Genomic DNA, 23,094 nt, shown 5'->3' on the forward strand with positions numbered 1-23,094 from the left:
GGCCCAGATGACGCCCCGCAGGGGTGTAAGATCCAAAATGGCCGGAAAAACACTCTGAATATTCGGCCATATATCGTCGAGAGTAAAAATCACCTCAGAACCTTGGGGTTATTCAGACTCTCCCTAGCTTTTCTGATACGTTACGAGCCACTTTTAGCGGATCATCTACCTCGATCATAAGATGATCTATTTCAAACATTTTGTATCTACCTCATTCGGTCTATGTCTCGGTTCACTTTGGTATTGCAGCATTCTTGTGTAAACCGTGTAGTAGCCAGCTACGCATTTTTCAATTTCAAATTCCCGAAGATACCTCCTCCAGCCCACTGATTCCAGTGCGAAAAATCCCGGAAATTCGAACTATTAAATTCACTGTTCATGGCTAGATCAACACTGGCTTCCGCGATAGCACAGCTGTAAACGCTTCGTTACAGACAGCACCTCTAAAAGCCCATTTTCTTCGCTGCAAACCCAATTAATGTAGCCGGTTATTCACCACGCAATTTATCACCATGCGCTATTAAAAAAACTTCTTTTATACATTATATGAGCCCGCTATCAATCGTATAAATTTTATCCATTAACACTCCCCCCATTCCTTGGCTACCATGATTAGGCGGTATAAAAAATAAGCAGCGGGCTTGCTGCGCCTAAAAATTACTCTGAGGAGAAACGCTATGTCATTAAAAGGCTCAAAAACAGAGCAGAACCTGAAAGACGCCTTTGCGGGTGAAAGTCAGGCGAATCGTCGTTATCTCTATTTCGCCGCCAAAGCTGACGTTGAAGGCTACAACGATGTCGCAGCGGTGTTCCGTTCTACTGCTGAAGGTGAAACCGGTCATGCCCATGGTCATCTTGAATACCTGGAAGAAGTAGGAGATCCGGCAACCGGCCTGCCCATCGGCGGAACCTCATTAAATTTGAAAGCCGCTATCGCGGGCGAGACTCATGAATACACCGACATGTATCCGGGCATGTGCAAACAGGCGCGCGAAGAAGGTTTCGATGAAATTGCCGATTGGTTCGAAACCCTGGCCAAGGCTGAGCGTAGCCACGCCAATCGCTTCCAGAAAGCTCTGGACAACCTCGACGCCTGAGTCTGAGTGCAGCAGTTTTTGAGGGCTATCTGACAGGCCCTCACATTCTCAAAATAATAACAGTGCACTGGAGTGGGCGCGGATCAACTTTCCCTTGACGGGACAGGCTCCCGCTCCAGGCACAATACTGTGCTTACTCTTGAGGAGTCTACCTATGAGCCAGGAAAAGACGACACGAGAAGGAAGTCTTGAGGCCCCTACCCGCCACGCCCTTGATTGGCAATCACCGGACTTTTATAACGAGGAATCACTCAATAAAGAGCTGGAGCGCGTCTTTGACATCTGTCACGGCTGCAGACGCTGTGTCAACCTGTGTCAGTCATTTCCGACGCTATTTGATCTTGTCGATGAATCAGACACCATGGAGGTTGATGGCGTCGACAAAGCCGATTACAAGAAGGTCGTTGACCAATGCTACCTCTGCGACCTCTGCTATATGACCAAATGCCCTTACGTGCCGCCGCATGAATGGAACGTGGACTTTCCCCACTTAATGCTGCGTGCCAAAGCGGCACACTTTAAAAATCACGGCGCTTCATTCAGGGACAAGGTTCTGACAAGCACTGATGCTGTCGGAAAAATGTCGACGATTCCGGTGATCAATACCGTGGTTAACACCATGAATGAAAATGCCGGCTTCCGGAAAATTCTGCAAAGCCAGTTGGGAGTACATGAAGACGCTGTCGTCCCCAAATACTATTCACCAACCATGCGGCAACGATTGAAGAACACCAAAGCATCCGGGCAGACTGACGCCAAAGTTGCCCTGTTCTCAACTTGCTATGGCAACTACAACAGTCCCCATCTGGGTGAAGACTTGGTCAAGGTGTTCCAACACAACAATATTGACGTTGAACTGGTTCCCAGCGAATGCTGTTGCGGCATGCCCAAACTTGAATTAGGAGATCTGGAAACGGTCAAGCAGCACAAAGAATACAACATCCCCATCATGGCCCGACTGGCAGACCAGGGATATAAAATTACAGCGCTGGTCCCTTCCTGTGTACTGATGTTCAAGCAAGAGCTTCCGTTGATGTTTCCTGATGACCCGGAAGTGAAGAAGGTACAGGAGGCGTTCGTGGACCCATTTGAGTATCTTTTCATGCAATATAGAGCCGGGGTATTAAAGCTCGATTTCAAGGAATCCCTGGGAGACATCAGTTATCACGTTGCCTGCCATCTTCGCGTACAGAATATCGGCCTTAAAGCCAGAGATATTCTCAGTTTGATACCGGATACCAACATTCATCCGCAGGAACGTTGCTCGGGCCATGACGGCACCTATGCCGTCAAAGTGGAGTCCCATGAAAAAGCCGTCAAGATTGGCCGCCCGGTAGCACGCAAGGTGGATCAATTGAAATCTCCACACTTCGCCAGCGATTGCCCGATGGCTGCCAATCACATCGCTCATATTTCAGAATCTGTCAGCGAGGCCAGGCACCCTATCTCTCTGTTAAGACAAGCCTATGGACTTTGAGGAGGACAACATGCAAACCTCAATCAATAAACTCACCCACGAAGATCTGTGGTCGCTGGAGGAATACGATACCCGCCGCCAGGATTTTCGTACCGAGGTGATGCACCACAAAAAAAATCGTCAGGTGGCACTCAACGAACATATGCGACTCTACTTTGAAGACCGTATCACCGTGCAATACCAGATTCAGGAAATGCTGAGAATCGAGAAACTGTTCAAGCGAGCTGAAATCCAGGACGAGTTGGATGCCTATAATCCTTTGATCCCGGACGGCAATAATTTGAAAGCCACGTTTATGCTGGAATACGATGACCCGGCAGAGCGCAAGGTGGAACTGAAACGTCTGCGAGGCATTGAAAAGGCTCTTTCGTTGAAGATCGCTGGATATGGACTGATATCTGCGATCGCGGATGAAGATCTTGAGCGGGAAGATGATGAAAAGACCTCATCCGTTCACTTTCTTCGCTTCGAACTTTCTCCGGAGATTGTGTCTGCGATCAAACAGGGAGCCGATATTGGATTTGTCATCGATCACCCGGAATTTCATCAGACACTGGAAGCGGTACCGGAAAATGTCAGGAAATCACTGGCTAATGACTTGGCAGGGGAAGTGGTATAGAAAGGCTTTGAACGATAGCGGCTGGTATTGTTATTACTCATAGTACGGCCGCCAGATTTCTATATACTTGGTCCCTGGCTTTAGTCATCGCACTACCTCTTATTTATTTAAGCTTGGTAAGCATGAAACGAAGTGGGCTCAGTTCTTTCGCATCACATTAGTATTGCGCCAATAGTTAGCCCACCCTCGTGAACACGGTAAGGAAAAACAGTGAATAAAGGCGAATGGATCTGGGTAGCCATACGTATTTTCGGGATATTTCTACTTGTCCTGGGCATCAAGGCAATCCCTGACGCCGTGAGTGGCATTTATGGGTATATCCAAATATCTGCAGCAATAGGCGATAACGCTGAACTGGCACAAGTCGTGGCAGCCACTCAAAAAGCTGCGCTTACAGGTAGTGTGAAAGCCATTACAAGCATTCTGGTATATTTACCCTTCTCCTATTACTTTCTCAGACATGGAAAGTGGTTACACAGGTTGGCCTCTTCAGAAACGGCCTGATCGTGCTTGACGCTGTCAGGTATCCACACGAGTAGACAAACTTGGTTGCAAGTGAGGTAATCTGGACGCCTCTTGGTTAGAGACCAATCAGCAGACATAAATTCAACCCAATAAGAATCAGAAAGTGTTTCCCTGTATGGGTGGCACGACATACCTCAATGGAGAAAAAATGAAAATTTCAGGAACGTTTGACGTAAAACTCACTCCTCTGGAATCCTATGCTGAAGGAGTGGATGGGGTTAACCTTGGGCACATGTCTATAGACAAAATTTTTCACGGCGATCTCGATGCCACGAGCCAAGGGGAAATGCTCAGCGCAATGACAACGATCCAGGGTTCAGCAGGATATGTGGCTATCGAACAGGTCAACGGGACGTTATCCGGTAAGAAAGGAAGCTTTGTGTTGCAGCATTTTGGCACCATGAATAAAGGCACCGACAGACTGATACTTGAGGTCGTTCCTGATTCAGCATCCGGAGAGCTTATTGGCTTGACCGGTAGCATGAAAATCAATATCGAAGGTGGCCAGCACTTCTATGAGTTTGAATATGAGTTGGTGTAACGGTGCGTCACAACTAATGGCGTAACAAGGATATTGGCCGCCTATTCCCTCCCCTTTAAATTCGATTTAGCATGGACGCTCATACAATCACTAACAACTAACCACTAAAAGAAGAAAGGAACATCCTATGACCTACAAAGGAAGCTGCCATTGCGGAAAAATTTCTTTTGAAGTTGAAGGAGAGCTCGCTGGCGCTATGTCCTGCAATTGCTCCATCTGTTCACGGAAGGGTGCACTGATGTGGTTTGTTCCTCGAGCCGCTTTAACCGTGACAGCTGCAGACGAAGACATGGGTACCTACACTTTCAACAAACACGTCATCAAGCACCGCTTCTGTAAACATTGCGGTATACACCCCTATGGCGAAGGTGTTGACCCTAAAGGAAATGAAATGGCTGCGATCAATATCCGCTGTCTGGGAGACATTGATCTGGCGTCAATTCCCGTTCAGGAGTTTGATGGACGATCAGTTTAAGGAAACTCAGATCCGGCAAAATCTATGAACGTTGAACAAGTCAGGGCATTCTGCCTTTCTTTGCCCGAAACCTATGAAAAAGTCAGTGGCGAGCCCGCTAACATTCACGTATTCAAAATACGGGATAAGCAGTTTGCCTATTTCAAAACCAGCGAACCTGAGAAGTGGCGCTTCAGCCTCCGGGTATCTCCAGAACGGTTTCTTGAGTTAACCGATCAGGAAGGTGTTAAGCCCGCCAGATATATGCATCGGTATCATTGGATATCCGTTGTTGAAGTCGATAAATTTGATGAGAACTATCTGCGGGAACTGATTCAGTGGTCTTATCATAAGGTGATCGCTTCGCTTTCCAAAAAAGATCAGTTACAGATAAAGTCTGCGATCGAATACGACTCTCAATAAACCAGACATCAGGATTGAACCAGGACAACCCAATGATCGTCATCTATGGAATCAAGGAATACCTTAATCCAATCAAGGCACAATTGTCTGACGCCATTCATCAATGCATGCAGGATGTTCTCGGTATGCCCGAAGATAAACGGGCGCATCGGTTCATCCCCATGGAAAAAGAGGATTTCTACTACCCCGGCGGTCGCAGCGATGCCTATACTGTGATCGAAATCAACATGATGGAAGGCCGGAAAGTCGAGACCAAGAAACTATTAATCAAGTCCCTGTTTTCCACTATCGGGCAGCGACTTGATATCCAGCCGGTGGACATTGAAATCATGATCAAAGAACAGCCGCCCCACTGCTGGGGATTTCGTGGCATGACCGGTGATGAGGTTACGGACCTGAAGTATCAGGTTAATGTTTGAGGAATTACGACATGCTTGGAATTGAAGATCTCTGGTTCTTTCTAACCGCCAGTATCATCCTCTGGATCACTCCAGGCCCGGATACCATGTACATTCTGGGCCGTACCATTTCCCAGGGGCGTACCGCCGGTGTGGTTTCGGTATTGGGCATCGGTGCGGGAATTCTGGCCCATACATTTTTTGCTGCGGTAGGCCTTTCTGCGATCCTGATGGCTTCCGCAACGGCCTTTACTCTGATCAAGGTGGCCGGAGCCGCCTATCTGATATATCTGGGTATTCAGACCTATCGCAGTGGCAAAGAACTCAAAGCCGCCCACCCGCTTCCCCATCAGAAACACTGGAAAGTATTTCGCCAGGGGTTTCTTACCAATCTTCTGAATCCCAAAATCGCCATATTTTTCCTGGCCTTTCTTCCGCAGTTTGTTTCTCCTGCGGAGCAACACCCGGCAGCCGCTTTCACCCTGCTGGGCGGTATATTTGTTGTTGGGGGAACTCTCTGGTGTTTGTCACTGGTGCTGTTCGCAGCCAGATTTACTCGCATGGTACGCTCCAATGAGAGTCTGTCTGCGCGGATTAATCGTATCGTAGGGGTGGTTTACGTGGGTCTGGGACTGAATCTTCTCAGCAGCAAACTGCAATCATGAGGTCCAGCTATTTACCAAAACGACAATCTATGGAAATTTGTGGGTTGAAAACCGGAACACGATCCCCATTTACAACGATTACGGGTATCGATGCAGTTCCTGACCGGGAATCGGTGGATACCTAAAGTCGAAACCAATAGGAGAGCAACATGGCACGAGCATCCGCACGCCACATTCTGGTAAGTACTGAAGATCAGTGCAACCAACTGAAAACCGAGATCCAAAACGGCGCGGACTTTGCCGAATTGGCTAAAGCACATTCTACCTGCCCATCCGGCCGCCAAGGCGGTGAATTGGGTGAATTTGGTCCTGGTCAGATGGTTAAAGAATTTGATGAGGTCGTCTTCAGCGCCCCCGTAGGTGAAGTTCAAGGTCCGGTGAAAACCCAGTTCGGTTTCCACCTGGTCGAAGTTACCAAGCGTACTGACTGAGACTCACTTCAATTAGTAGAACAGTTTATTCAGAAGGGAGCCACGGCTCCCTTTTTTGGGTCCGAAAATTCGTTTATAAGCCTCCTCGATTCAGTATGACCTGGCGGTCTGAAGAACGATCGGCGAACAGGCACTGAGCTGGTGCCACCACAACCCTGGACATGCGCTTAATATGCAGAAGACCCGCTGGCGTGCCATTCGGATGGCTTCACAATTTCTGTCGCCCTACCGAAGACAAATTACTTACGCCCTTTCAGCCCTGCTCTTCACTGCCGCTATCACACTTTCCATCGGCCAGGGTGTCCGGCTCTTGATTGACCAGGGGTTTGCCACCGCATCGGCGGAACTTCTTACACAGTATGTCCTGGTATTTCTGGGTCTGATTGTGGCTTTGGCAGTTGGAACATTCACCCGCTTCTATTGGGTCACCTGGCTGGGTGAGCGGGTCGTTGCCGACATCCGGGAAAAAGTCTTCCGGCATTTGGTCGAGCTACATCCAGGCTTCTTTGAACAGAACCGCAGCATGGAAATACAATCCCGCCTGACTGCGGACACCACACTTTTGCAGTCAGTGATCGGTTCTTCTGTTTCGACGGCCCTGCGTAATCTGATCATGATGATGGGCGGCATCGTGTGGCTGTTTATCACCAATATCAAGCTCACCGCTATCGTCATGATCTCCGTTCCTCTAGTAGTCACTCCCATTCTTTTCTATGGACGCCAGGTTCGCCTTTTGTCCAGAATCAGTCAGGACAAAGTCGCCAACGTTGGCGCTTATGTGGGAGAAATCCTTGGACAGCTGAAAACAGTACAAGCCTATAACCACCAGGAAATAGATAAGCAACGCTTTCACCAGCACGTGGAAGAAGCCTTCCAGGTGGCCAAGCACAGAACTGTGAAGCGGGGATTATTGGTCACCTCTGTCATTGTCCTGGTACTTGGCGCTGTCGCACTAATGTTGTGGATTGGCGGCCTGGATGTGATCGAAGGAAGGATTACGGGCGGCGAGCTGGCAGCTTTTGTGTTTTACAGCGTGATTGTCGGTTCCGCCGTGGGCTCCATTTCAGAGGTGATCGGAGAACTGCAAAGAGCCGCCGGTGCCACAGAACGTATTGTCGAGTTGCTGGAATCGCGCAGCGAAATCCTGTCACCGGAACATCCGGTGGCGCTGTCTCAGCCGGTGCGGGGAGAAATCAATATCCAGCAACTCGAGTTTGCTTATCCCTCACGCCAGGAGCAGCCTGCCATTAACAGTTTATCGCTAAGGGTCTCCGCAGGCGAAACCCTTGCGCTTGTCGGACCGTCCGGCGCAGGCAAATCTACATTGTTTGATTTACTCCTACGCTTTTTCGACGCCAATAAAGGCTCCATTCTCCTGGATGGCATCGATACCCGAGAATTGGCTACAGGTGACCTGCGCCGCTGCTTTGCCCTGGTATCACAAAACCCCGTGCTTTTCTTTGGCACGGTTGAGGAGAATCTCAAGTATGCCCGACAGGACATTTCAGATGAGGAAATGATTGCGGCAGCCAAAGCGGCTCACGCTCACGACTTTATTTCCGCCCTTCCCGATGGTTATCAAACCCGCCTGGGTGATGCCGGCACCGGACTTTCCGGCGGCCAGAAACAACGCCTGGCGATTGCCCGGGCGATTCTGGCGGATGCGCCGATACTATTACTGGACGAGGCGACCAGTGCCCTGGATGCACAAAGCGAGCACTGGGTTCAGCAGGCTCTGGATCAGTTGATGATCGGCCGCACCACCCTGGTGATTGCCCACCGGTTGGCAACAGTGAAGAATGCTGACCGAATAGCGGTACTTGATCAGGGCAAACTCGATGCCCTGGGAACCCATGATGAACTCATGCAGAAGAGTGGTCTTTATGCCCGTCTGGCATCCCTGCAATTCAGGGACAGAGCGCCGGGCGAAACCGAATATGAGGGTATTAATGAATGAGGAATTTAACAGCGAGGTAACAGCAGCTTAACCCACAGCCGCCCCAGCCTGTTGTTGCACCAACAGATCGTGTATGGCCTGACCTGCTTCAAGAATGTGTTTTCTCAGCAGTTCAGTGGCTGATTTCTTGTCGCGCTTACGACAATGTTCAAGCAATGCCATATGCTCACGTTCGGCTTTATCGATTCCCGTGGTCAATAAAAGTTGTAACCGGATATAACGGTCCGATTTGATATTGAGGTTATGTATCACTTCCATAGCCTGAGGAAGATTGGCCGGCTTATACAGCGCTGCATGCAACTCATAGTTGAGATCACTCCAGGTTTGCACTTTGGTGCCACTCTCCACAGCTTCCTCGAACGCTTTGAGAACTTTGCCTGCAACTTCCAGATCCTGGTCTGTCATGTTGTCGATGGCCTGCTCCAGAACGTAGCACTCAACCAACGCCCGCAATTCAAAGAGTTCACGTATTTCTGACGGCAACAATTCCGTCGCCGTTGCACCTTTATGCGGTTCAAAACAGACAAGCCCTTGGGCTTCCAGCTGCAATAATGCCTCCCGGACCGGAATGCGGCTGACATTGAACTCCTTGGCAATCGCATCCTGGCGCAGGGGCTCACCCGCAACGATTTCACCGGAGAGAATTTTCTTACGCAGAATATCTGCCACCATCTGGGTGCGGGTTTTATATACGAGATCAGAATTCATAGAACTAAGACAGATTACCTTGGATATCTGAGGAGTGGAGCAATAGTAACATTTATATTCCTCATCGCTGTAGTAGAAAGCCTCATCGTTGTAGCGAAAAGCCTGGTTGCTGAGATAGACAACCCAGACACTGCGGGAGATAACGGCCGGTCGTTACCTCCGGACCCGCCGTGCAGATTGTCGGTTATTTCACTTCAAAGCCATGGGCATAAGGATCTTCACTGTCCACCCAGATGGTATTGTGACCATAGACTCTGGCCCACCCCTGCACACTTGGCATGATGCCCTCATACCTTCCCACTTGAGCAGCGCCTTCAATTCTTCCTTCGAAGGTACTGCCGATAATACTTTCGTGAACAAATTGATCGCCAATGCCCAATTTTCCCTTGGCATACCATTGCGCCATACGGGCACTGGTCCCGGTACCACACGGAGAACGGTCAATGGCACGATCACCGTAAAATACCGCATTGCGGGCATCCACACCGGGTCTGCTCGGCTCTCCGGTCCAGAGCACATGGGACACGCCGCGCACAGTCGGGTCATCCGGATGCACACATTCAACCGCTTCATCGACAATTCGCCGAACAATCGGACTGAGATGCAGAATCTGGTCGACACTGAAATGTTCCAGACCAGGAAAATTCTTTTGTGGATCAACAATGGCATAGTAGTTTCCGCCATAGGATACATCCACCACCAATTCCCCCAGATCAGGCACTTGCACAGCAACCCCGGTATGAGCGAGGTAGGCAGGCACATTATAAATACGCACCTTCTCCACTTTGGCTCCGTTCTGTTCGTACTCCACGGTAATTTTTCCGGCAGGCACATCCAATATCAATCTGCCCGGAACCCGCGGGCGGATAATGGCATTCTCAATGGCGGCGGTGACGGTGCCGATAGTGCCGTGACCACACATGGGCAAACATCCGCTGGTTTCGATAAACAGGATTGAGGCATCCGCATCATCAGAACATGGAGGGTATACGATAGAGCCTGACATCATTGAATGACCCCGTGGCTCAAACATCAGTGCATGGCGAATCCAGTCATAATGTTTCAGAAAGAATTGGCGTTTCTGGCTCATGGTTTCCCCTTCCAGCGCCGGATAGCCTCCGGCAACCAGTCTTACCGGGTTCCCACAGGTGTGCGCGTCAATACAGAAAAACGTGCCTTCTCTCATATCGAAATACCTTATTTAATCTTATTGGTCGGTGGCGCTTTTCAGTCTCTCATTGTACGAGAATTAAAAACTGTATATTTTATACAATATTTACAACAGCAAATGAAGAGGAGTTTTTATGCAAAAGCTGGATACCGATATTGCCGTCGTTGGCGCCGGAATCGTTGGCGTAAGTTGTGCCCTCTCCCTGCAAAAGGCCGGCCTCAGGGTAACCTTGATTGATCGCCAGGGTATCGGTGAAGGCTGTTCACGCGGAAACGCCGGTCATTTTGCGACAGAACAGGTTCATCCCCTGGCGACGCCGGGCCTGCTATGGAAGATTCCCGGCATGTTGCTCGATCCTCTGGGACCGGTGGCCATCCGCTGGTCCTATTTGCCGCACATCACTCCCTGGTTGATCCGCTTTATGCTCAATACCCGAAAGCGTCCGTTTGACAGAGGGAGTCAGGCACTACAGGCACTGAACGAAGCCTCCCTGCCCGCCTGGAAACGCCTGCTTGAAGGAAGTGGGGTGGAGAATCTAATCCGAGTTAATGGCTCTTTGCTCACCTTTGAACAGGACTCGAGCTTTTACAACTACCAAGCTTCCACCCTGGAATCCCTTCGTAACCATGGCGTCAAAGCCCAGATATTGGACGGTGATCAGGCTCGTGAACTGGAACCGGGATTGAGCTCGACCATCCGTCATGCCGTGCTGTTTCCCAATACGGGCCATACCGCCAATCCCTACCAACTGGCACATTCCCTAGGAGAACTCTTTCAGCAACGGGGCGGGCAAGTGCTTCTGCAGCCCGCCAGTGAATTCAAGCAAATCGACGATGGCGTTCAGTTAAAGCTCAATGGACAGCCTGTCCAAGTACCCAAGATCGTTTTGGCTACCGGGGCCTGGTCTAAACCAATGGTGAGGGAGTTAACCGGCAGATCAATTCCATTGGATACGGAGCGAGGCTATCACCTGATGCTGCCCAACTCAGGTGCTTCCCTCTCCATGCCAGTCACTTCTGCCGAGCGTCGCTTCATCATGACACCCATGAGCGAGGGGTTACGTTTGGCAGGTACAGTGGAGTTCGGGGGACTGGATCTTCCGGCTAATATGCAGCGTGCCGCCATGCTGGCTTTTCATGCGAAGGCCATATTGCCTGGGTTGGATGACTCACCGGGAGAGACCTGGATGGGCTTCCGTCCCTCCCTGCCCGACTCTCTCCCGATCATTGACCAGGTAGGCAGCCGGAATCAGATTGTGCTGGCTCTTGGCCATCAGCATCTTGGCCTGACCCAGGCGGCTCTGACCGGCGAATTGGTGCGAAAGTTGGTCACCAATCAACCAACAGGATTGGATTTGACACCTTTTGGATTGAACAGATTTTAATCGCTTTCGTGTCAAAAAATTTTGTTTTTGTATATTGTATAAAATATACATATCCCATAGGATAAAAAACACTCCACCAAAATCGGTGCCGGAAATTAAGAGTTTGACCTCAGATATCCGGCCCTTAATCCAACCAATCCGGAGAGAAGTGCAAAATGAAAAACACAATAAAAAACTTATCCTTTGCATCTGTGGCGCTGCTGCTCAGCAGCCAGGTACTGGCGGATAACAGCCTGACCGTGGTGTCCTGGGGAGGCTCCTTCACCAAGAGCCAGGTAGAGGCTTACCACAAGCCGTTCACGGCCAAGACCGGCACCCATATAGTGTCGGAAGATTTCAGTGGAGGACTTGCGGAGATCAAGGCCCAGGTGGAATCCGGTAATGTGACGTGGGATCTGGTCTCACTGGACAAGCCCGATATCGTGCGCGGTTGCGCCGAAGGTCTACTGGAACCGCTGGACCCCACTATCCTGCTGACAGGCTCTGACGGCACTCCCGCGAAAGAGGATTTTGTCGATGGCGCCATCCATGAATGTGCTGTCGCCTCCATCGTGGTCTCCAACATCCTCGCCTATGACAAAACCCGGTATGAAGGACAGGCGGCGCCATCAAAGCTGGCTGATTTATTCGATCTCAAGAAATTCCCGGGACGCCGTGCCTTGCAAAAACAACCTCAGGGTAACCTGGAGTGGGCCTTGTTGGCGGATGGCGTCGCGCCAAACCAGATCTATAAAACTCTGGAAACCCGCGAAGGCCGTGATCGCGCCTTCAAGAAGCTGGAATCTATTAAGAGCAATGTAGTGTGGTGGACAACCGGCGCGCAGCCAGCACAGCTTCTGGCTGACGGCGAAGTCATCATGACCTCTGCTTTTAACGGCCGCATTGATAGCGCTCAACACGCAGAAGGCAAGCCTTTCAAAATTATCTGGGACCACCAGATTGGTTACATGAACGGTTGGGCCATTCCCAAAGGCACCAAGCATCTTCAGAAAGCCTTGGAATTCGCCGTATTTTCTTCCAGCACTCAGGCTCTGGCCGACCAGGCACAGTGGATTGCCTATGGTCCGACCCGTAAATCCTCCGCCGCCATGCTAGACCAGGAACTGCTGGCCCGCCTGCCGACTGCTCCGGAAAACTACAAGACAGCCTTTCTGTTTGATGACGAATGGTGGATCGACTACGCCGACGAGTTGAACGAGGAGTTCAATACCTGGCTGGCACGCTGAGCCCTAAGAAATTTAGGAATATAGAAAACGTCAAAACATAGGGAACTTCGAAAAATAGAAAACTTCGGAATATAGGGAAATTCGGAATAGATGGCTGAGCGCTTGCGCTGATGGTCCGTTAGTCAAAGCCTCAGCCTTCACACTGACAGAGTAGAAAATAAGAATTCAGGTTCTGCAGAATGAGTACGCTAGATAACAGTTATGTGCGTTTTCAGAACGTGCGAAAAACCTACGACGGCGAAATTCTGGTCGTCAAAGATTTCAATCTCGATATTGCCCAGGGCGAATTCGTGACGATGCTGGGCCCTTCCGGCTCAGGTAAAACCACCTGTCTGATGATGCTGGCCGGTTTTGAGAGCGCCACTCAAGGCGAAATATATATCGATGGCACCCCCGTCAATAACCTGGCTCCCCATAAAAGGGATATCGGTATGGTGTTCCAGAACTATGCCCTCTTCCCTCACCTGACCATTGCCGAAAATCTGAGTTTTCCACTGAAGGTCAGGAAGCTCTCCAAAAGTGATATTGAGCAAAAGGTCAAACGCGCACTGGACATGATTGAACTGCCGCAAGTGGCCGGCAGACGACCGGGACAACTTTCCGGTGGCCAGCAACAGCGTGTTGCCCTGGCCCGGGCGCTGGTATTTGAACCCAAGCTTGTCTTAATGGATGAACCACTCGGAGCGCTGGACAAACAACTGCGTGAGCAGATGCAGTATGAGATCAAACATCTGCATGAACGTCTTGGCATTACGGTGCTTTACGTCACCCATGACCAGACCGAAGCCTTGACCATGTCGGACCGTATCGCGGTATTCAATCAGGGGGTCGTGCAACAGCTGGCCTCTCCAACGGAACTGTATGAGCAACCGGCCAATTCCTTCGTTGCCCAGTTTATCGGTGAGAACAATAAATTATCCGGCAAAGTGGAAAAAATCGGCAATGACCGCTGCGTCGTCAGCGTCGAAGGCTGCAATGTCCAGGCATTGCCGGTAAACGTATACCAATCCGGTGAAGCCACCACCCTGTCTATCCGTCCGGAACGCATCCAGATCAATCCGGAAAACGATTTTGACAACCGCTTTGATGCCCGCGTTCTGGAGCTGATTTATCACGGAGACCATATGCGGACCCGTGTCGAGCTCATGAATCATGACCAGTTCATCGTCAAGGTACCCAATGGTTCACGTCCACTGGAGATCAGGAAAGGAGACCTGGTCCAGGTCGGCTGGCTCAGCCGCGACTGCCGCGCACTGGATGCCTCAAGCGGACAGGCATAGCGGAGAGACTCGTCATGAAATACGAAGCAATCACGACCAGTACCCTGGTAGAGCCACCCTTGGATATCGACGCCAGAAAGCGGCTCAAGCAGCAACTACGACAGGCTGAACGCTGGAATCGCAGCAAAGCATTCCTGCTGGTGGTACCGCTACTGCTGTTTGTCGGCATCACTTTTGTTATGCCCATCATCGAGATGCTGCACCGCAGTGTCTACGATCCACTGGTTGCCGACAGCCTGCCCCGCACCGTTGCTGCGCTAAAACAGTGGGACCGGCAGCAACTCCCGGAAGAAGCCATCTATGCAGTATTGGCCGAAGAGCTGGTATCCCTTCAGGAACAGCATGAACTGTCCAAGGTAGCGGGTCGCTTGAATTCCGAATATTCCGGTATGCGCAGCCTGTTGAGCAAAAGTGCACGCCGGTTATCCCGTAAGGACACGATAACCCGCCTGATCGATACGGGAAGCGTCCGTACTGCCATGATTGATATTGACCAACGCTGGTCAGATATTGCTCCCTGGGCGGCCATCAAGAACCTGAGCAGCCGTTACACGCTCAGCTACTATCTGGCAGCGCTGGATATGCGCTATGACGAAAACGGGGAGATCAGCGCTCAGCCTGAACAACGCCAGATCTACAAGACGTTATTGTTAAAGACATTTGCAATATCTGCGCTGATTACAGCGCTTTGCCTGATCCTGGGTTATCCCCTGGCACATTTGCTCGCCACCCTTCCCGAGAGTCGCTCCAACCTGCTGATGATCATGGTGCTGTTGCCTTTCTGGACGTCTTTATTGGTAAGGACAACTTCCTGGATCGTGCTGCTGCAGACTGAAGGCGTCATTAACGATGTTCTGATTCACCTCGGCCTGATCAGTGAACGCCTCCGCATGATTCACAATATGTTCGGTACGGTGATCGCCATGACGCATATACTGCTGCCGTTTATGGTTTTGCCCCTGTACAGCGTGATGAAAAATATCTCACCGAGCTACATGCGTGCAGCACGCTCTCTCGGTGCCAAACCGGGCTATGCCTTTATCCATATTTATCTCCCACAAACCCTGCCGGGAATAGGTGCCGGGGCGATCCTGACCTTTATTCTCTCGATTGGTTTCTACATCACTCCCGCCCTGGTTGGCGGACGCAGCGGCCAGATGATCTCCAATTTCATTGCCTATCACATGCAGACCTCCCTTAACTGGGGACTGGCTGCTGCTTTAGGCGGCATTCTTCTCGCCATGGTGTTGCTGCTCTATTCCGTCTACAACCGCCTGGTCGGCATCAATAATCTGAAAGTGGGGTAATTCATCATGTCACTACCCAGCTATGCAACACCTCTGGAACGGGTGGGCTTTCACAGCTACCGCCTGTACTGCTTTGGGGTACTGTTTTTCCTCATCATGCCGGTGCTGATCATTATTCCCCTGTCCTTCAATGCGGAGCCCTACTTTTCATTTACAGAGGGCATGCTCAATCTGGACAGCAGTGCGTTTTCCCTGCGCTGGTATGCGGATATGGTTAATAACCCGCAATGGGTCAACGCCCTTAAAAACAGCATCATTATTGCCTCCGCCTCCACACTACTGGCGACCACTCTGGGCACCATGGCGGCACTGGGTCTGTCCCGTCGTGACATGCCTTTGCGCAACGCCGTGATGGCATTGCTGATTTCGCCAATGATAGTTCCCGTGATCATTGCGGCTGCGGGCATGTATTTCTTCTACACCAGCCTGGGTCTTGCCCAGACATATACCGGAGTGATTCTGGCCCATGCGGTGCTGGGAATCCCCTTCGTGGTCATCACCGTCACGGCAACCCTGACCGGCTTCGATCATAGCCTGACCCGCGCTTCCGCCAACCTCGGTGCAGGCCCTGTATATACCTTTTTCAAGGTCACCATGCCGCTCATTCGTCCCGGAGTGATTTCCGGTGGTCTGTTCGCTTTCGGCACGTCTTTCGATGAAGTCGTGGTCGTGCTGTTTGTCAGCGGTGCAGAGCAACGCACGGTTCCACGGCAGATGTGGTCCGGAATCCGCGAGCAGATCAGCCCCACCATTCTGGCGGTGGCCACTCTGCTGATCGTGATGTCCGTACTGCTGCTGATCACGCTGGAGCTGCTAAGACGCCGCAACGCACGAATGCGTGGCCTCAGAGAATAAGCAGAAAGCCAATCCGATTTATTCGATGTCCCGCGTTACCTGACGCGGTAATTCAACCCGTAGTTATGTGCTCAGGCAGAGCACTTAGAAACTTTGTCTCATGCAAGAGGAAAAAGAATGAACATAAATGGCGTATTGGTCCCGGTAGTAACCCCCTTCGACAACCAAAACCAGATTGACTATCCCGCACTGGGCCGCCTGCTCGATTATCTGATCGATTCCGGCGTCCGGGGTATCGTCGCCTGTGGTACCACCGGCGAATACTACACTCTGAGTGCCTCCGAGCGCCGCGATCTGATGTCCTATATCGCCAGCCACGTGGGTAAGCGAGCTCTGTTAATCGCCGGAGTCAATGATACCCACACCGCCGGCTCCATCGCCAAAGCTGAGGAAGCCAAGGCCTTGGGTTATCAGGCCCTGATGTTGGCTCCACCGATTTACTGTCTGCCCCAGCAACATGAAATCGTCCACCACTTTAAGACGGTCAGCGCAGCCGTGAACATGCCGATCATCATGTACAACTTTCCGGCACGCTCGGGAGTGGATATCAGTATTGAGTCCGTACTCGAACTGGCGAAAGACAAAAACATCATCGGTATCAAAGAAAGCAGTGGAGATTTCAGCCGGGCGCTGACCCTGATCAATGCCCATATGGATAACTTCCAGGTGGTATGCGGTTCCGATGATCAGGCAGCCGATTATCTGTTCTGGGGTGTGCGTTCATGGATTGGAGGAGCCGCCAATTATCTGCCGGGAGAACATGTCGCCATGATCGAAGCTGCCGATGCCGGTGAATACGAGCGCCTTCTGGACATCATGTGGCGCATTCTACCGGTGATCAAAAATCAGGAAGCCGCGGATTACAACCAGAAGGCCAAGGTGGGATGCCAATTTATCGGTTTACCGGTTGGCGAGCCCCGTCCGCCATTGCTGCCTATCAGCGATGAAGACAAAGAATCGTTTCTGGCCCTACTGGCAACAGCTATCAAGTGATAGGAGAACATGAAGTGAGGGGAACCCAAGAAATGATGAGAGTACAAGAAATAGTAAGAGTACAAGAAATAATAGGAGTACAAGAAATAATAGGAGTACAAGAAATAACAGGAGCACACTATGCCAAGCACTAAAGAAGATATTTTCCAACAGGCCAAGGACAGCCTACTGTACGCCGGCGCACTGATTCCCGGAACTGACCGGACTGAGGCTCAGCACTTTGAAACGCTGAATCCCTTTGATCACAGCGTGATTGGTAAAGTTCAGCGGTGTAACGGCGAGCATGTGGATGCCGCAGTGAAAGCAGGCCGTGAAGTCTTTGAATCCGGTGCCTGGGCAAAGCTTTCTCCAGGAGAGCGCAAAAGCATCATGTTGCGCTGGTCAGCACTGATGGAGCAACACAAGGAAGAGCTGGCGGCTCTGGACTGTGTAGACGCAGGCAAACCCATTACAGAATGCCTGAATACCGATATTCCGGACACGATCCAGACTTTCTCCTGGTATGCCGAAGCCATCGATAAACAGTTCGGAAAGGTTTCGCCGACAGCCAACGACAAGCTGGCCCTGATCGTCAAAGAGCCGATTGGTGTCGTTGGTGCGGTCCTGCCTTGGAATTTCCCGGCACTGATGTTTGCCTGGAAAGTAGCACCGGCATTGGCTGCCGGCAATTCGGTAGTGGTGAAACCGGCAGAATTGACGTCCTTGAGCGCCTACCGCATGGTTCAACTGGCTCACGAAGCCGGTGTACCGGAAGGTGCCCTGACCTTGGTTACCGGATTCGGTGAAGAGGTGGGTAAAGCCCTGGGGCTTCACCCGGATGTGGATGTGGTGTCCTTTACCGGTTCCACGGAGGTAGGCCGCCTGTTCCTGACCTACGCCGCCCAAAGCAATTTGAAAGAAATCATATTGGAATGCGGCGGCAAGAGCCCCCAGGTGATATTTGAAGACGCCTACGACCTGGAAACCATTGCAGATGACGTCCTCTCCGCTGCGTTCTGGAATATGGGCGAAAACTGCAGCTGCGGCTCCCGTTTGATCGTGCATGAAAGTCTCAAGAACGACTTGCTCGGTATTCTGAAACAACGGCTGTCTGACGGCTGGAAGGTCGGTAATCCCCAGGATCCGGAAACCTCGATTGGACCGATGATAGAACCGGCACATTTCGATAAAGTCTGCCATTACATCGATACTGCCAAGAAGGAAGGCGCAGAGCTGATTCAAGGTGGTGATGTGCTGGCATTAGGCGCTGGAATGACCATCGAACCGACCATTTTTGACGCTGTCACCTCAGAAATGAGTCTGTTCAGAGAGGAGGTTTTTGGTCCGGTGCTTGCCGTCTCCACTTTCGAAACCGAAGCTGAGGCCATTGATCTGGCCAATGCTACCAGCTATGGCTTGGCGGCATCGCTCTACACCTCGGATGTCCGCAGAGCCCACCGAGCCTCGCAGGCAATCAAAGCCGGTACCGTATCGGTCAACTGCTTCTCGGAGGGTGACATAACCACACCATTTGGGGGTTACAAAACTTCCGGATTCGGCGGCCGGGACAACGGACTTGAGGCCTTTGACCAGTACGTGCAGACCAAAACGATCTGGTATGCTAATTAGCAGGAAAGCCGGGCTTGCCCGGCTACAATCTTTATGGAGAGTCAGTACGGTTACACCTGGTTTGGAGTCACCGTGTGATTGAAGAATACGTGCCACCTACTGCAATAATTCCAACATTTTCTCTGTTGTGGTCCTGGTTCTTATTCTCTTCTTCCTGAAGCTTTACCTGCAATCCCTGATAGGAAATATCCATCTGCCTTGTAACCACAGGGTCTTTTCCATTTAGTGTTTGGCTTTGGCTGAATACAACCGGAGGCTGTTGAAATGGAGCATCGAAGTTAACTTCATTAAATGAAAGCTTCATGCTCTTTGTTTTTGCCTGCAGAGTCACTCCATGATCTAAGTTATGTACCCCGGCCTCAAGCACGATGAACGAGATATCTTCCATGTGGTGTACTCCATCAAGGTAATCCCACTCTTCGACTTTATACTCAAAGGAATTCGCATTCACATTTCTCAGTCGAATATGCGCCGGCTCCAGTCCCTTAGTGGAATTCATCATTGCAACTAAAACCGGGTTTACGTAATTTTTGGTCAGACCTGTAAAGGTACGCCATTCATGGTCGCCTTGCAGCCTTCCTGCCTCACCCACCTGAACCCCTCTATTATTTAATATTTTTCCCTCAAGTAAGGCCAGATAACCGATTGTTTCGTCATTATGAGTAGTCTCCTCATCCAATGAAATTTCCTCTTCAACCATTACATTAAACCCGGTTTCATCTAGGCTCTTGATACGCAAACCTGCGGTATCAATACCCTCATAGGTCTGCATGGCTGAGAAGACAACGAGATTTCTATATAAAGCGGCCTCTGGCTCAATTTCAACTGTGTCTCCAAACGATATTTTCTTCCAGTTGTGATCGGCCGTATTTGAGTATGAGTATTCTATGATTTTTGCCGGTGCAGCAGATGCTTCGACATTCAATTCAAACGTTGCCACCAGCGGCCAGTGATCAGACTGATCAACCAAGCTATCTCCATATTTAAAATGGGTCTGGTCAACTTGAATCGATTTTGGCTCAACATTGATTACGTCTGAGTTATCACCCTGCTTCAGATATACGTAGTCAATCCTGTCCGGTCCATTCGATTTTGGATCGTATATCTGTACAAGAGAGTTTTCAGCATCATATACCGTATAGGCTTTTTCGAACTCAACATTGGTATAGGTCACCTCGCCGTTAAGCTCCTCCCAAACATCATAAGCATTACGACTTTCAAATACGTCATTCATAGCGTCGTAATGACTAATATGCGTATTTAAATCTCCCATCAGGAACGCCGGAGTTGCCCCATCAAACGGTTCATCGTGCCCCCATTCCACTGCAATTTGTATGGGCGGATTGGTGGGAACGGAGACTAGCCTCCAATGTGATGATCCATCTAAGGTGCCGTTCACAAACTCACCAATATTTGAGAAATCAGCCAACTCTACCTGAGTACTGGTGTGGCTCACGCCAATGCGTGACTTAAATGAAAGACCAAGTGTTTCAAAAAATATAATATTGGCCGTGAGATAACCTTTTTCCGACCACCAGTCATCACCAACGGTAAATACATCAAGGTACTTTGTTAGATCATTTTGAGCGGTGCCGTTAAGTGTTGAAAAAAGATGATTACCGGTATTTTCCAGACGAAATTTACTCAGCAGCACGAGACCGTTACTGATCTTGAGGGTTTGCATGGCATGTGGAGCATAATGGTATGGATATGTAGTCTTGAGCTGATTAATGAACCAGTCTTTCATTGAGTTTCCCCACACTTCCTGTAGCGCTACGACATCCGGATCAAGATCCCAGATCGATTGCACTATGGCTTCTCTTCGTTTGCTGTCATCCCACACATGAGAGGACGAAAAATCACCAACCAAAGATTCTTTAAACAGATGAGTGTTATAGGACAGGAACGTTACCCGATTTGTTGAAGGACGAATCCTATATTGGGCAACAGAATGGTTACCCGAGTTCTGGATACTGATTTCTATGTTTCGAGACTGGCTATGACGTCTATTGATATCCGGTACATGGAAATATATCCACACCAACTCACTGTTAGCCATTTCAAAAACAAGAGTGCCCTGGATGGTACTCCCCACTGACTTGGCCTTGAAGCTTATTTGTTCACCAGCAGAAATATCCTCAGGGAGCTCCAGCATTTCACCATGATATAGATGCCCCGTCTGAGCCCCAAGTCCTCGCGGGTTGTCATCAGTTCCTTTGCTGTACCATAGAAATTTTAATGGCCCGCCCGTATCGTTCGTGATATAGCCGGTGTACTCATAATTCGCTGCCAATGCAGATGAACCGAAACCCAATAAAAAGATTAGAAAGAGAACCACTGACCTTGTTAATAGTAAGCCACTTTTCCTTTTCATTTATTTCTCCTTATTTTTACACGTCTTAGTCACCGGCGAACGACAGAAGAAAGAAACGGACAATATGCTGTTTGAGCTACTGGAGTTCACCGATGCAGGTAATAGTAAGGGAGGTAAAAGTGGCAGGTTGTCGATCATGTTGTAAGCGTTATCGAAGTTGTTGCGATATTCAGAATGCCTATGAATCCTCCTTCTCCTGGATAGGAACAAGATTAAATTTGAACGAGAATCGGTAGCGAAAAGGAACAGGCATTCATTGCCTGGGATCTGAGAATAGGTACCCAGTGACATAAAAAAAGCACTAACTCCCTTCAGATAACAGACCTGAAGCAGAGTAGTGCCGGCCACACACAAAAGACCTGAATGAGCGTCGTTTACTTCTGACTTACTTTAAAAAATCTCCGCCTGAAAAAGGCAGACTTTCAGGCCACACCTGACAACGTTGTAAAGCCTCTCCGGGCTAGAGAGGTTTCCGGTAACAAGGAAAGCACCGCCTGCCGCTCACGAAGTAATTCCTGTTCGGTTTCGCGGATCATCTTTTTGCAGAAATCATCCAGTTCCAGGCCTTCCACAATATCCACGTTTCCATGACGGCAGGTCACTGGGAAGGAGAAAAACAATCCGGGCGCCACGCCATATTCCCCATGGCTGAACACGCCCATGCTGACAAAATCTCCCGTTGTGGTGCCGATCATCCAGTCACGCAGATGATCGATAATCGCCTGCGCGGCTGACGCCGCACTGGTCCGCCCTTTCACATTGATGACAGCTTCACCGCGCAACTGCACTTCACCAATCATGATTTCACGGTACCAGTCAATATCCAGCCCACGCCGCAGGGGCTGGCCGTTAATATGGACATGGCTGGCATCAGGAAACTGGGTGCTGGCATGGTTACCCCATACAGCCAGTCTTTCCACACTCTGTGGGCTCACCCCCAGCTTACGGGACAGGAAACCCTTGGCCCGGTTGTGGTCCAGGCGCATCAATACGGTGAATTGGCTGGGTGACAGGCGCTCCGCATTAGCCCAGGCGATCAATGCGTTAGTGTTGGCCGGATTCCCGACCACCAGAACCTTCACAGACGGCTTGGCATAATGACCAAGCGCTTTACCCTGCTGGGCAAAAATCTCGGCATTATCCTGCAACAGGTCTATCCGCTGCATACCTGCGGTGCGGGGTTTGGCACCAACAAGAATGGCATAATCGCAATCGACAAAACCGGACTCGGGAGTTTCATGGAGGGTAACGGACTCAAGCAACGGAAAGGCACAATCTTCCAGTTCCATTGCCAGCCCCCGGAGCACCTGCATGGCATCGGGTCGTTCAATCAATTGAAGACGTATGGGGCGTTGCCCAAACGGTTCACCAGCCGCCAGACGAAACAGCAGAGACTGACAAACACTACCTGCCGCACCGGTCACGGCTACGGTCAATGGCTGAGACATAACATCCTCCACGAATGTATATATGAAGTCCCTTTCATTGTACGTCGAGCACCCCGTTGGTGTAGTTTCCACTATGGTCGAAACCAGCTTAGACATTAGGCTAAGCGTCTTTTCCATCGTGACATTTGGACGTCTTCATGGTGACATTCAGGC

Annotated in this window: 22 protein-coding genes; 18 read left to right on the top strand and 4 right to left on the bottom strand. The window is 50.3% G+C overall.

The features are described 5' to 3' along the window. Positions 1 to 677: 677 nt before the first annotated feature. The 11 genes from BTA51_RS12545 (at position 678) to BTA51_RS12595 (ending at position 8,587) form a co-directional block, all read left to right on the top strand. Entirely contained in the window at positions 678 to 1,097 is a 420-nt protein-coding gene (locus BTA51_RS12545; RefSeq protein ID WP_094707818.1) for a rubrerythrin family protein, read from the top strand. Positions 1,098 to 1,251: 154 nt separating this feature from the next. Beyond that, positions 1,252 to 2,574, top strand: coding sequence for a heterodisulfide reductase-related iron-sulfur binding cluster (locus tag BTA51_RS12550; RefSeq protein ID WP_094707819.1), 1,323 nt, complete (start codon positions 1,252 to 1,254; stop codon positions 2,572 to 2,574). A 10-nt stretch (positions 2,575 to 2,584) separates the two neighbouring features. Further along, on the top strand, positions 2,585 to 3,193 hold the full coding sequence (locus tag BTA51_RS12555; protein ID WP_094707820.1) for a DUF3501 family protein: 609 nt from the start codon (positions 2,585 to 2,587) through the stop codon (positions 3,191 to 3,193). A 210-nt stretch (positions 3,194 to 3,403) separates the two neighbouring features. Further along, on the top strand, positions 3,404 to 3,697 hold the full coding sequence (locus BTA51_RS12560) for a hypothetical protein (protein WP_094707821.1): 294 nt from the start codon (positions 3,404 to 3,406) through the stop codon (positions 3,695 to 3,697). A gap of 169 nt (positions 3,698 to 3,866) precedes the next feature. After that, the gene (locus BTA51_RS12565; protein WP_094707822.1) at positions 3,867 to 4,259 is read left to right on the top strand and encodes a DUF3224 domain-containing protein; all 393 of its coding nucleotides are present in this window, start codon (positions 3,867 to 3,869) and stop codon (positions 4,257 to 4,259) included. Positions 4,260 to 4,386: 127 nt separating this feature from the next. After that, positions 4,387 to 4,734 (top strand): GFA family protein, encoded by a 348-nt coding sequence (locus tag BTA51_RS12570; RefSeq protein ID WP_094707823.1) that lies wholly within the window; start codon positions 4,387 to 4,389, stop codon positions 4,732 to 4,734. 24 nt (positions 4,735 to 4,758) lie between these two features. After that, on the top strand, positions 4,759 to 5,136 hold the full coding sequence (locus BTA51_RS12575) for an MmcQ/YjbR family DNA-binding protein (RefSeq protein WP_094707824.1): 378 nt from the start codon (positions 4,759 to 4,761) through the stop codon (positions 5,134 to 5,136). A 32-nt stretch (positions 5,137 to 5,168) separates the two neighbouring features. Further along, positions 5,169 to 5,555, top strand: coding sequence for a tautomerase family protein (locus tag BTA51_RS12580; protein ID WP_094707825.1), 387 nt, complete (start codon positions 5,169 to 5,171; stop codon positions 5,553 to 5,555). An 11-nt stretch (positions 5,556 to 5,566) separates the two neighbouring features. Next, on the top strand, positions 5,567 to 6,199 hold the full coding sequence (locus BTA51_RS12585; RefSeq protein WP_094707826.1) for a LysE family translocator: 633 nt from the start codon (positions 5,567 to 5,569) through the stop codon (positions 6,197 to 6,199). 149 nt (positions 6,200 to 6,348) lie between these two features. Then, positions 6,349 to 6,630, top strand: coding sequence for a peptidylprolyl isomerase (locus BTA51_RS12590; RefSeq protein WP_094707827.1), 282 nt, complete (start codon positions 6,349 to 6,351; stop codon positions 6,628 to 6,630). Between the two features lie 172 nt (positions 6,631 to 6,802). Then, on the top strand, positions 6,803 to 8,587 hold the full coding sequence (locus BTA51_RS12595) for an ABC transporter transmembrane domain-containing protein (protein WP_094707828.1): 1,785 nt from the start codon (positions 6,803 to 6,805) through the stop codon (positions 8,585 to 8,587). 27 nt (positions 8,588 to 8,614) lie between these two features. Here BTA51_RS12595 and BTA51_RS12600 read toward each other — a convergent pair whose 3' ends face one another. Next, positions 8,615 to 9,295: a GntR family transcriptional regulator gene (locus BTA51_RS12600; RefSeq protein ID WP_094707829.1), complete on the bottom strand. Its 681-nt coding sequence runs from the start codon at positions 9,293 to 9,295 to the stop codon at positions 8,615 to 8,617. A gap of 184 nt (positions 9,296 to 9,479) precedes the next feature. Then, on the bottom strand, positions 9,480 to 10,481 hold the full coding sequence (locus BTA51_RS12605) for a 4-hydroxyproline epimerase (RefSeq protein ID WP_094707830.1): 1,002 nt from the start codon (positions 10,479 to 10,481) through the stop codon (positions 9,480 to 9,482). A gap of 118 nt (positions 10,482 to 10,599) precedes the next feature. Between BTA51_RS12605 and BTA51_RS12610 the strand changes: the two genes are divergently transcribed. The 7 genes from BTA51_RS12610 to BTA51_RS12640 all read left to right on the top strand — a co-directional run bounded on the left by BTA51_RS12610 (position 10,600) and on the right by BTA51_RS12640 (position 19,119). Further along, positions 10,600 to 11,850, top strand: coding sequence for an FAD-binding oxidoreductase (locus BTA51_RS12610; protein ID WP_094707831.1), 1,251 nt, complete (start codon positions 10,600 to 10,602; stop codon positions 11,848 to 11,850). 155 nt (positions 11,851 to 12,005) lie between these two features. Further along, on the top strand, positions 12,006 to 13,076 hold the full coding sequence (locus BTA51_RS12615; RefSeq protein ID WP_094707832.1) for an ABC transporter substrate-binding protein: 1,071 nt from the start codon (positions 12,006 to 12,008) through the stop codon (positions 13,074 to 13,076). Positions 13,077 to 13,255: 179 nt separating this feature from the next. Next, a complete protein-coding gene (locus BTA51_RS12620) occupies positions 13,256 to 14,356 on the top strand; it encodes an ABC transporter ATP-binding protein (protein ID WP_094707833.1) in 1,101 nt (366 codons plus the stop codon). Positions 14,357 to 14,370: 14 nt separating this feature from the next. Next, the gene (locus BTA51_RS12625; RefSeq protein WP_094707834.1) at positions 14,371 to 15,663 is read left to right on the top strand and encodes an ABC transporter permease; all 1,293 of its coding nucleotides are present in this window, start codon (positions 14,371 to 14,373) and stop codon (positions 15,661 to 15,663) included. A 6-nt stretch (positions 15,664 to 15,669) separates the two neighbouring features. Further along, positions 15,670 to 16,518, top strand: a complete 849-nt coding sequence (locus BTA51_RS12630; RefSeq protein ID WP_094707835.1) for an ABC transporter permease — start codon at positions 15,670 to 15,672, stop codon at positions 16,516 to 16,518. A gap of 117 nt (positions 16,519 to 16,635) precedes the next feature. Then, positions 16,636 to 17,511 (top strand): 4-hydroxy-tetrahydrodipicolinate synthase, encoded by an 876-nt coding sequence (dapA, locus tag BTA51_RS12635; RefSeq protein WP_094707836.1) that lies wholly within the window; start codon positions 16,636 to 16,638, stop codon positions 17,509 to 17,511. 120 nt (positions 17,512 to 17,631) lie between these two features. After that, positions 17,632 to 19,119, top strand: a complete 1,488-nt coding sequence (locus BTA51_RS12640) for an aldehyde dehydrogenase (RefSeq protein WP_094707837.1) — start codon at positions 17,632 to 17,634, stop codon at positions 19,117 to 19,119. A gap of 67 nt (positions 19,120 to 19,186) precedes the next feature. On the opposite strand, the gene BTA51_RS12645 is transcribed toward BTA51_RS12640, so the two are convergent. Further along, positions 19,187 to 21,493 carry an endonuclease/exonuclease/phosphatase family protein gene (locus tag BTA51_RS12645; protein WP_094707838.1) on the bottom strand — a complete coding sequence of 769 codons (2,307 nt, stop codon included), beginning with the start codon at positions 21,491 to 21,493 and terminating at the stop codon, positions 19,187 to 19,189. A gap of 422 nt (positions 21,494 to 21,915) precedes the next feature. Then, positions 21,916 to 22,941, bottom strand: coding sequence for a malate dehydrogenase (locus BTA51_RS12650; protein ID WP_094707839.1), 1,026 nt, complete (start codon positions 22,939 to 22,941; stop codon positions 21,916 to 21,918). Between the last annotated feature and the right edge of the window lie 153 nt (positions 22,942 to 23,094).

It is taken from the genome of Hahella sp. CCB-MM4, from assembly GCF_002260525.1.
GTDB lineage: Bacteria > Pseudomonadota > Gammaproteobacteria > Pseudomonadales > Oleiphilaceae > Hahella.

Excerpts from the sequence above, each read along its gene's own strand:
- BTA51_RS12625 (WP_094707834.1), top strand. The coding sequence starts at position 14,371 with ATGAAATACGAAGCAATCACGACCAGTACCCTGGTAGAGCCACCCTTG.
- BTA51_RS12570 (WP_094707823.1), top strand. The coding sequence starts at position 4,387 with ATGACCTACAAAGGAAGCTGCCATTGCGGAAAAATTTCTTTTGAAGTT.
- BTA51_RS12630 (WP_094707835.1), top strand. The coding sequence starts at position 15,670 with ATGTCACTACCCAGCTATGCAACACCTCTGGAACGGGTGGGCTTTCAC.
- BTA51_RS12575 (WP_094707824.1), top strand. The coding sequence starts at position 4,759 with ATGAACGTTGAACAAGTCAGGGCATTCTGCCTTTCTTTGCCCGAAACC.
- BTA51_RS12580 (WP_094707825.1), top strand. The coding sequence starts at position 5,169 with ATGATCGTCATCTATGGAATCAAGGAATACCTTAATCCAATCAAGGCA.
- BTA51_RS12605 (WP_094707830.1), bottom strand. The coding sequence starts at position 10,481 with ATGAGAGAAGGCACGTTTTTCTGTATTGACGCGCACACCTGTGGGAAC.
- BTA51_RS12640 (WP_094707837.1), top strand. The coding sequence starts at position 17,632 with ATGCCAAGCACTAAAGAAGATATTTTCCAACAGGCCAAGGACAGCCTA.
- BTA51_RS12550 (WP_094707819.1), top strand. The coding sequence starts at position 1,252 with ATGAGCCAGGAAAAGACGACACGAGAAGGAAGTCTTGAGGCCCCTACC.
- BTA51_RS12600 (WP_094707829.1), bottom strand. The coding sequence starts at position 9,295 with ATGAATTCTGATCTCGTATATAAAACCCGCACCCAGATGGTGGCAGAT.
- BTA51_RS12650 (WP_094707839.1), bottom strand. The coding sequence starts at position 22,941 with ATGTCTCAGCCATTGACCGTAGCCGTGACCGGTGCGGCAGGTAGTGTT.
- BTA51_RS12590 (WP_094707827.1), top strand. The coding sequence starts at position 6,349 with ATGGCACGAGCATCCGCACGCCACATTCTGGTAAGTACTGAAGATCAG.
- BTA51_RS12545 (WP_094707818.1), top strand. The coding sequence starts at position 678 with ATGTCATTAAAAGGCTCAAAAACAGAGCAGAACCTGAAAGACGCCTTT.
- dapA (WP_094707836.1), top strand. The coding sequence starts at position 16,636 with ATGAACATAAATGGCGTATTGGTCCCGGTAGTAACCCCCTTCGACAAC.
- BTA51_RS12620 (WP_094707833.1), top strand. The coding sequence starts at position 13,256 with ATGAGTACGCTAGATAACAGTTATGTGCGTTTTCAGAACGTGCGAAAA.
- BTA51_RS12555 (WP_094707820.1), top strand. The coding sequence starts at position 2,585 with ATGCAAACCTCAATCAATAAACTCACCCACGAAGATCTGTGGTCGCTG.
- BTA51_RS12645 (WP_094707838.1), bottom strand. The coding sequence starts at position 21,493 with ATGAAAAGGAAAAGTGGCTTACTATTAACAAGGTCAGTGGTTCTCTTT.
- BTA51_RS12610 (WP_094707831.1), top strand. The coding sequence starts at position 10,600 with ATGCAAAAGCTGGATACCGATATTGCCGTCGTTGGCGCCGGAATCGTT.
- BTA51_RS12595 (WP_094707828.1), top strand. The coding sequence starts at position 6,803 with ATGCAGAAGACCCGCTGGCGTGCCATTCGGATGGCTTCACAATTTCTG.
- BTA51_RS12615 (WP_094707832.1), top strand. The coding sequence starts at position 12,006 with ATGAAAAACACAATAAAAAACTTATCCTTTGCATCTGTGGCGCTGCTG.
- BTA51_RS12585 (WP_094707826.1), top strand. The coding sequence starts at position 5,567 with ATGCTTGGAATTGAAGATCTCTGGTTCTTTCTAACCGCCAGTATCATC.
- BTA51_RS12565 (WP_094707822.1), top strand. The coding sequence starts at position 3,867 with ATGAAAATTTCAGGAACGTTTGACGTAAAACTCACTCCTCTGGAATCC.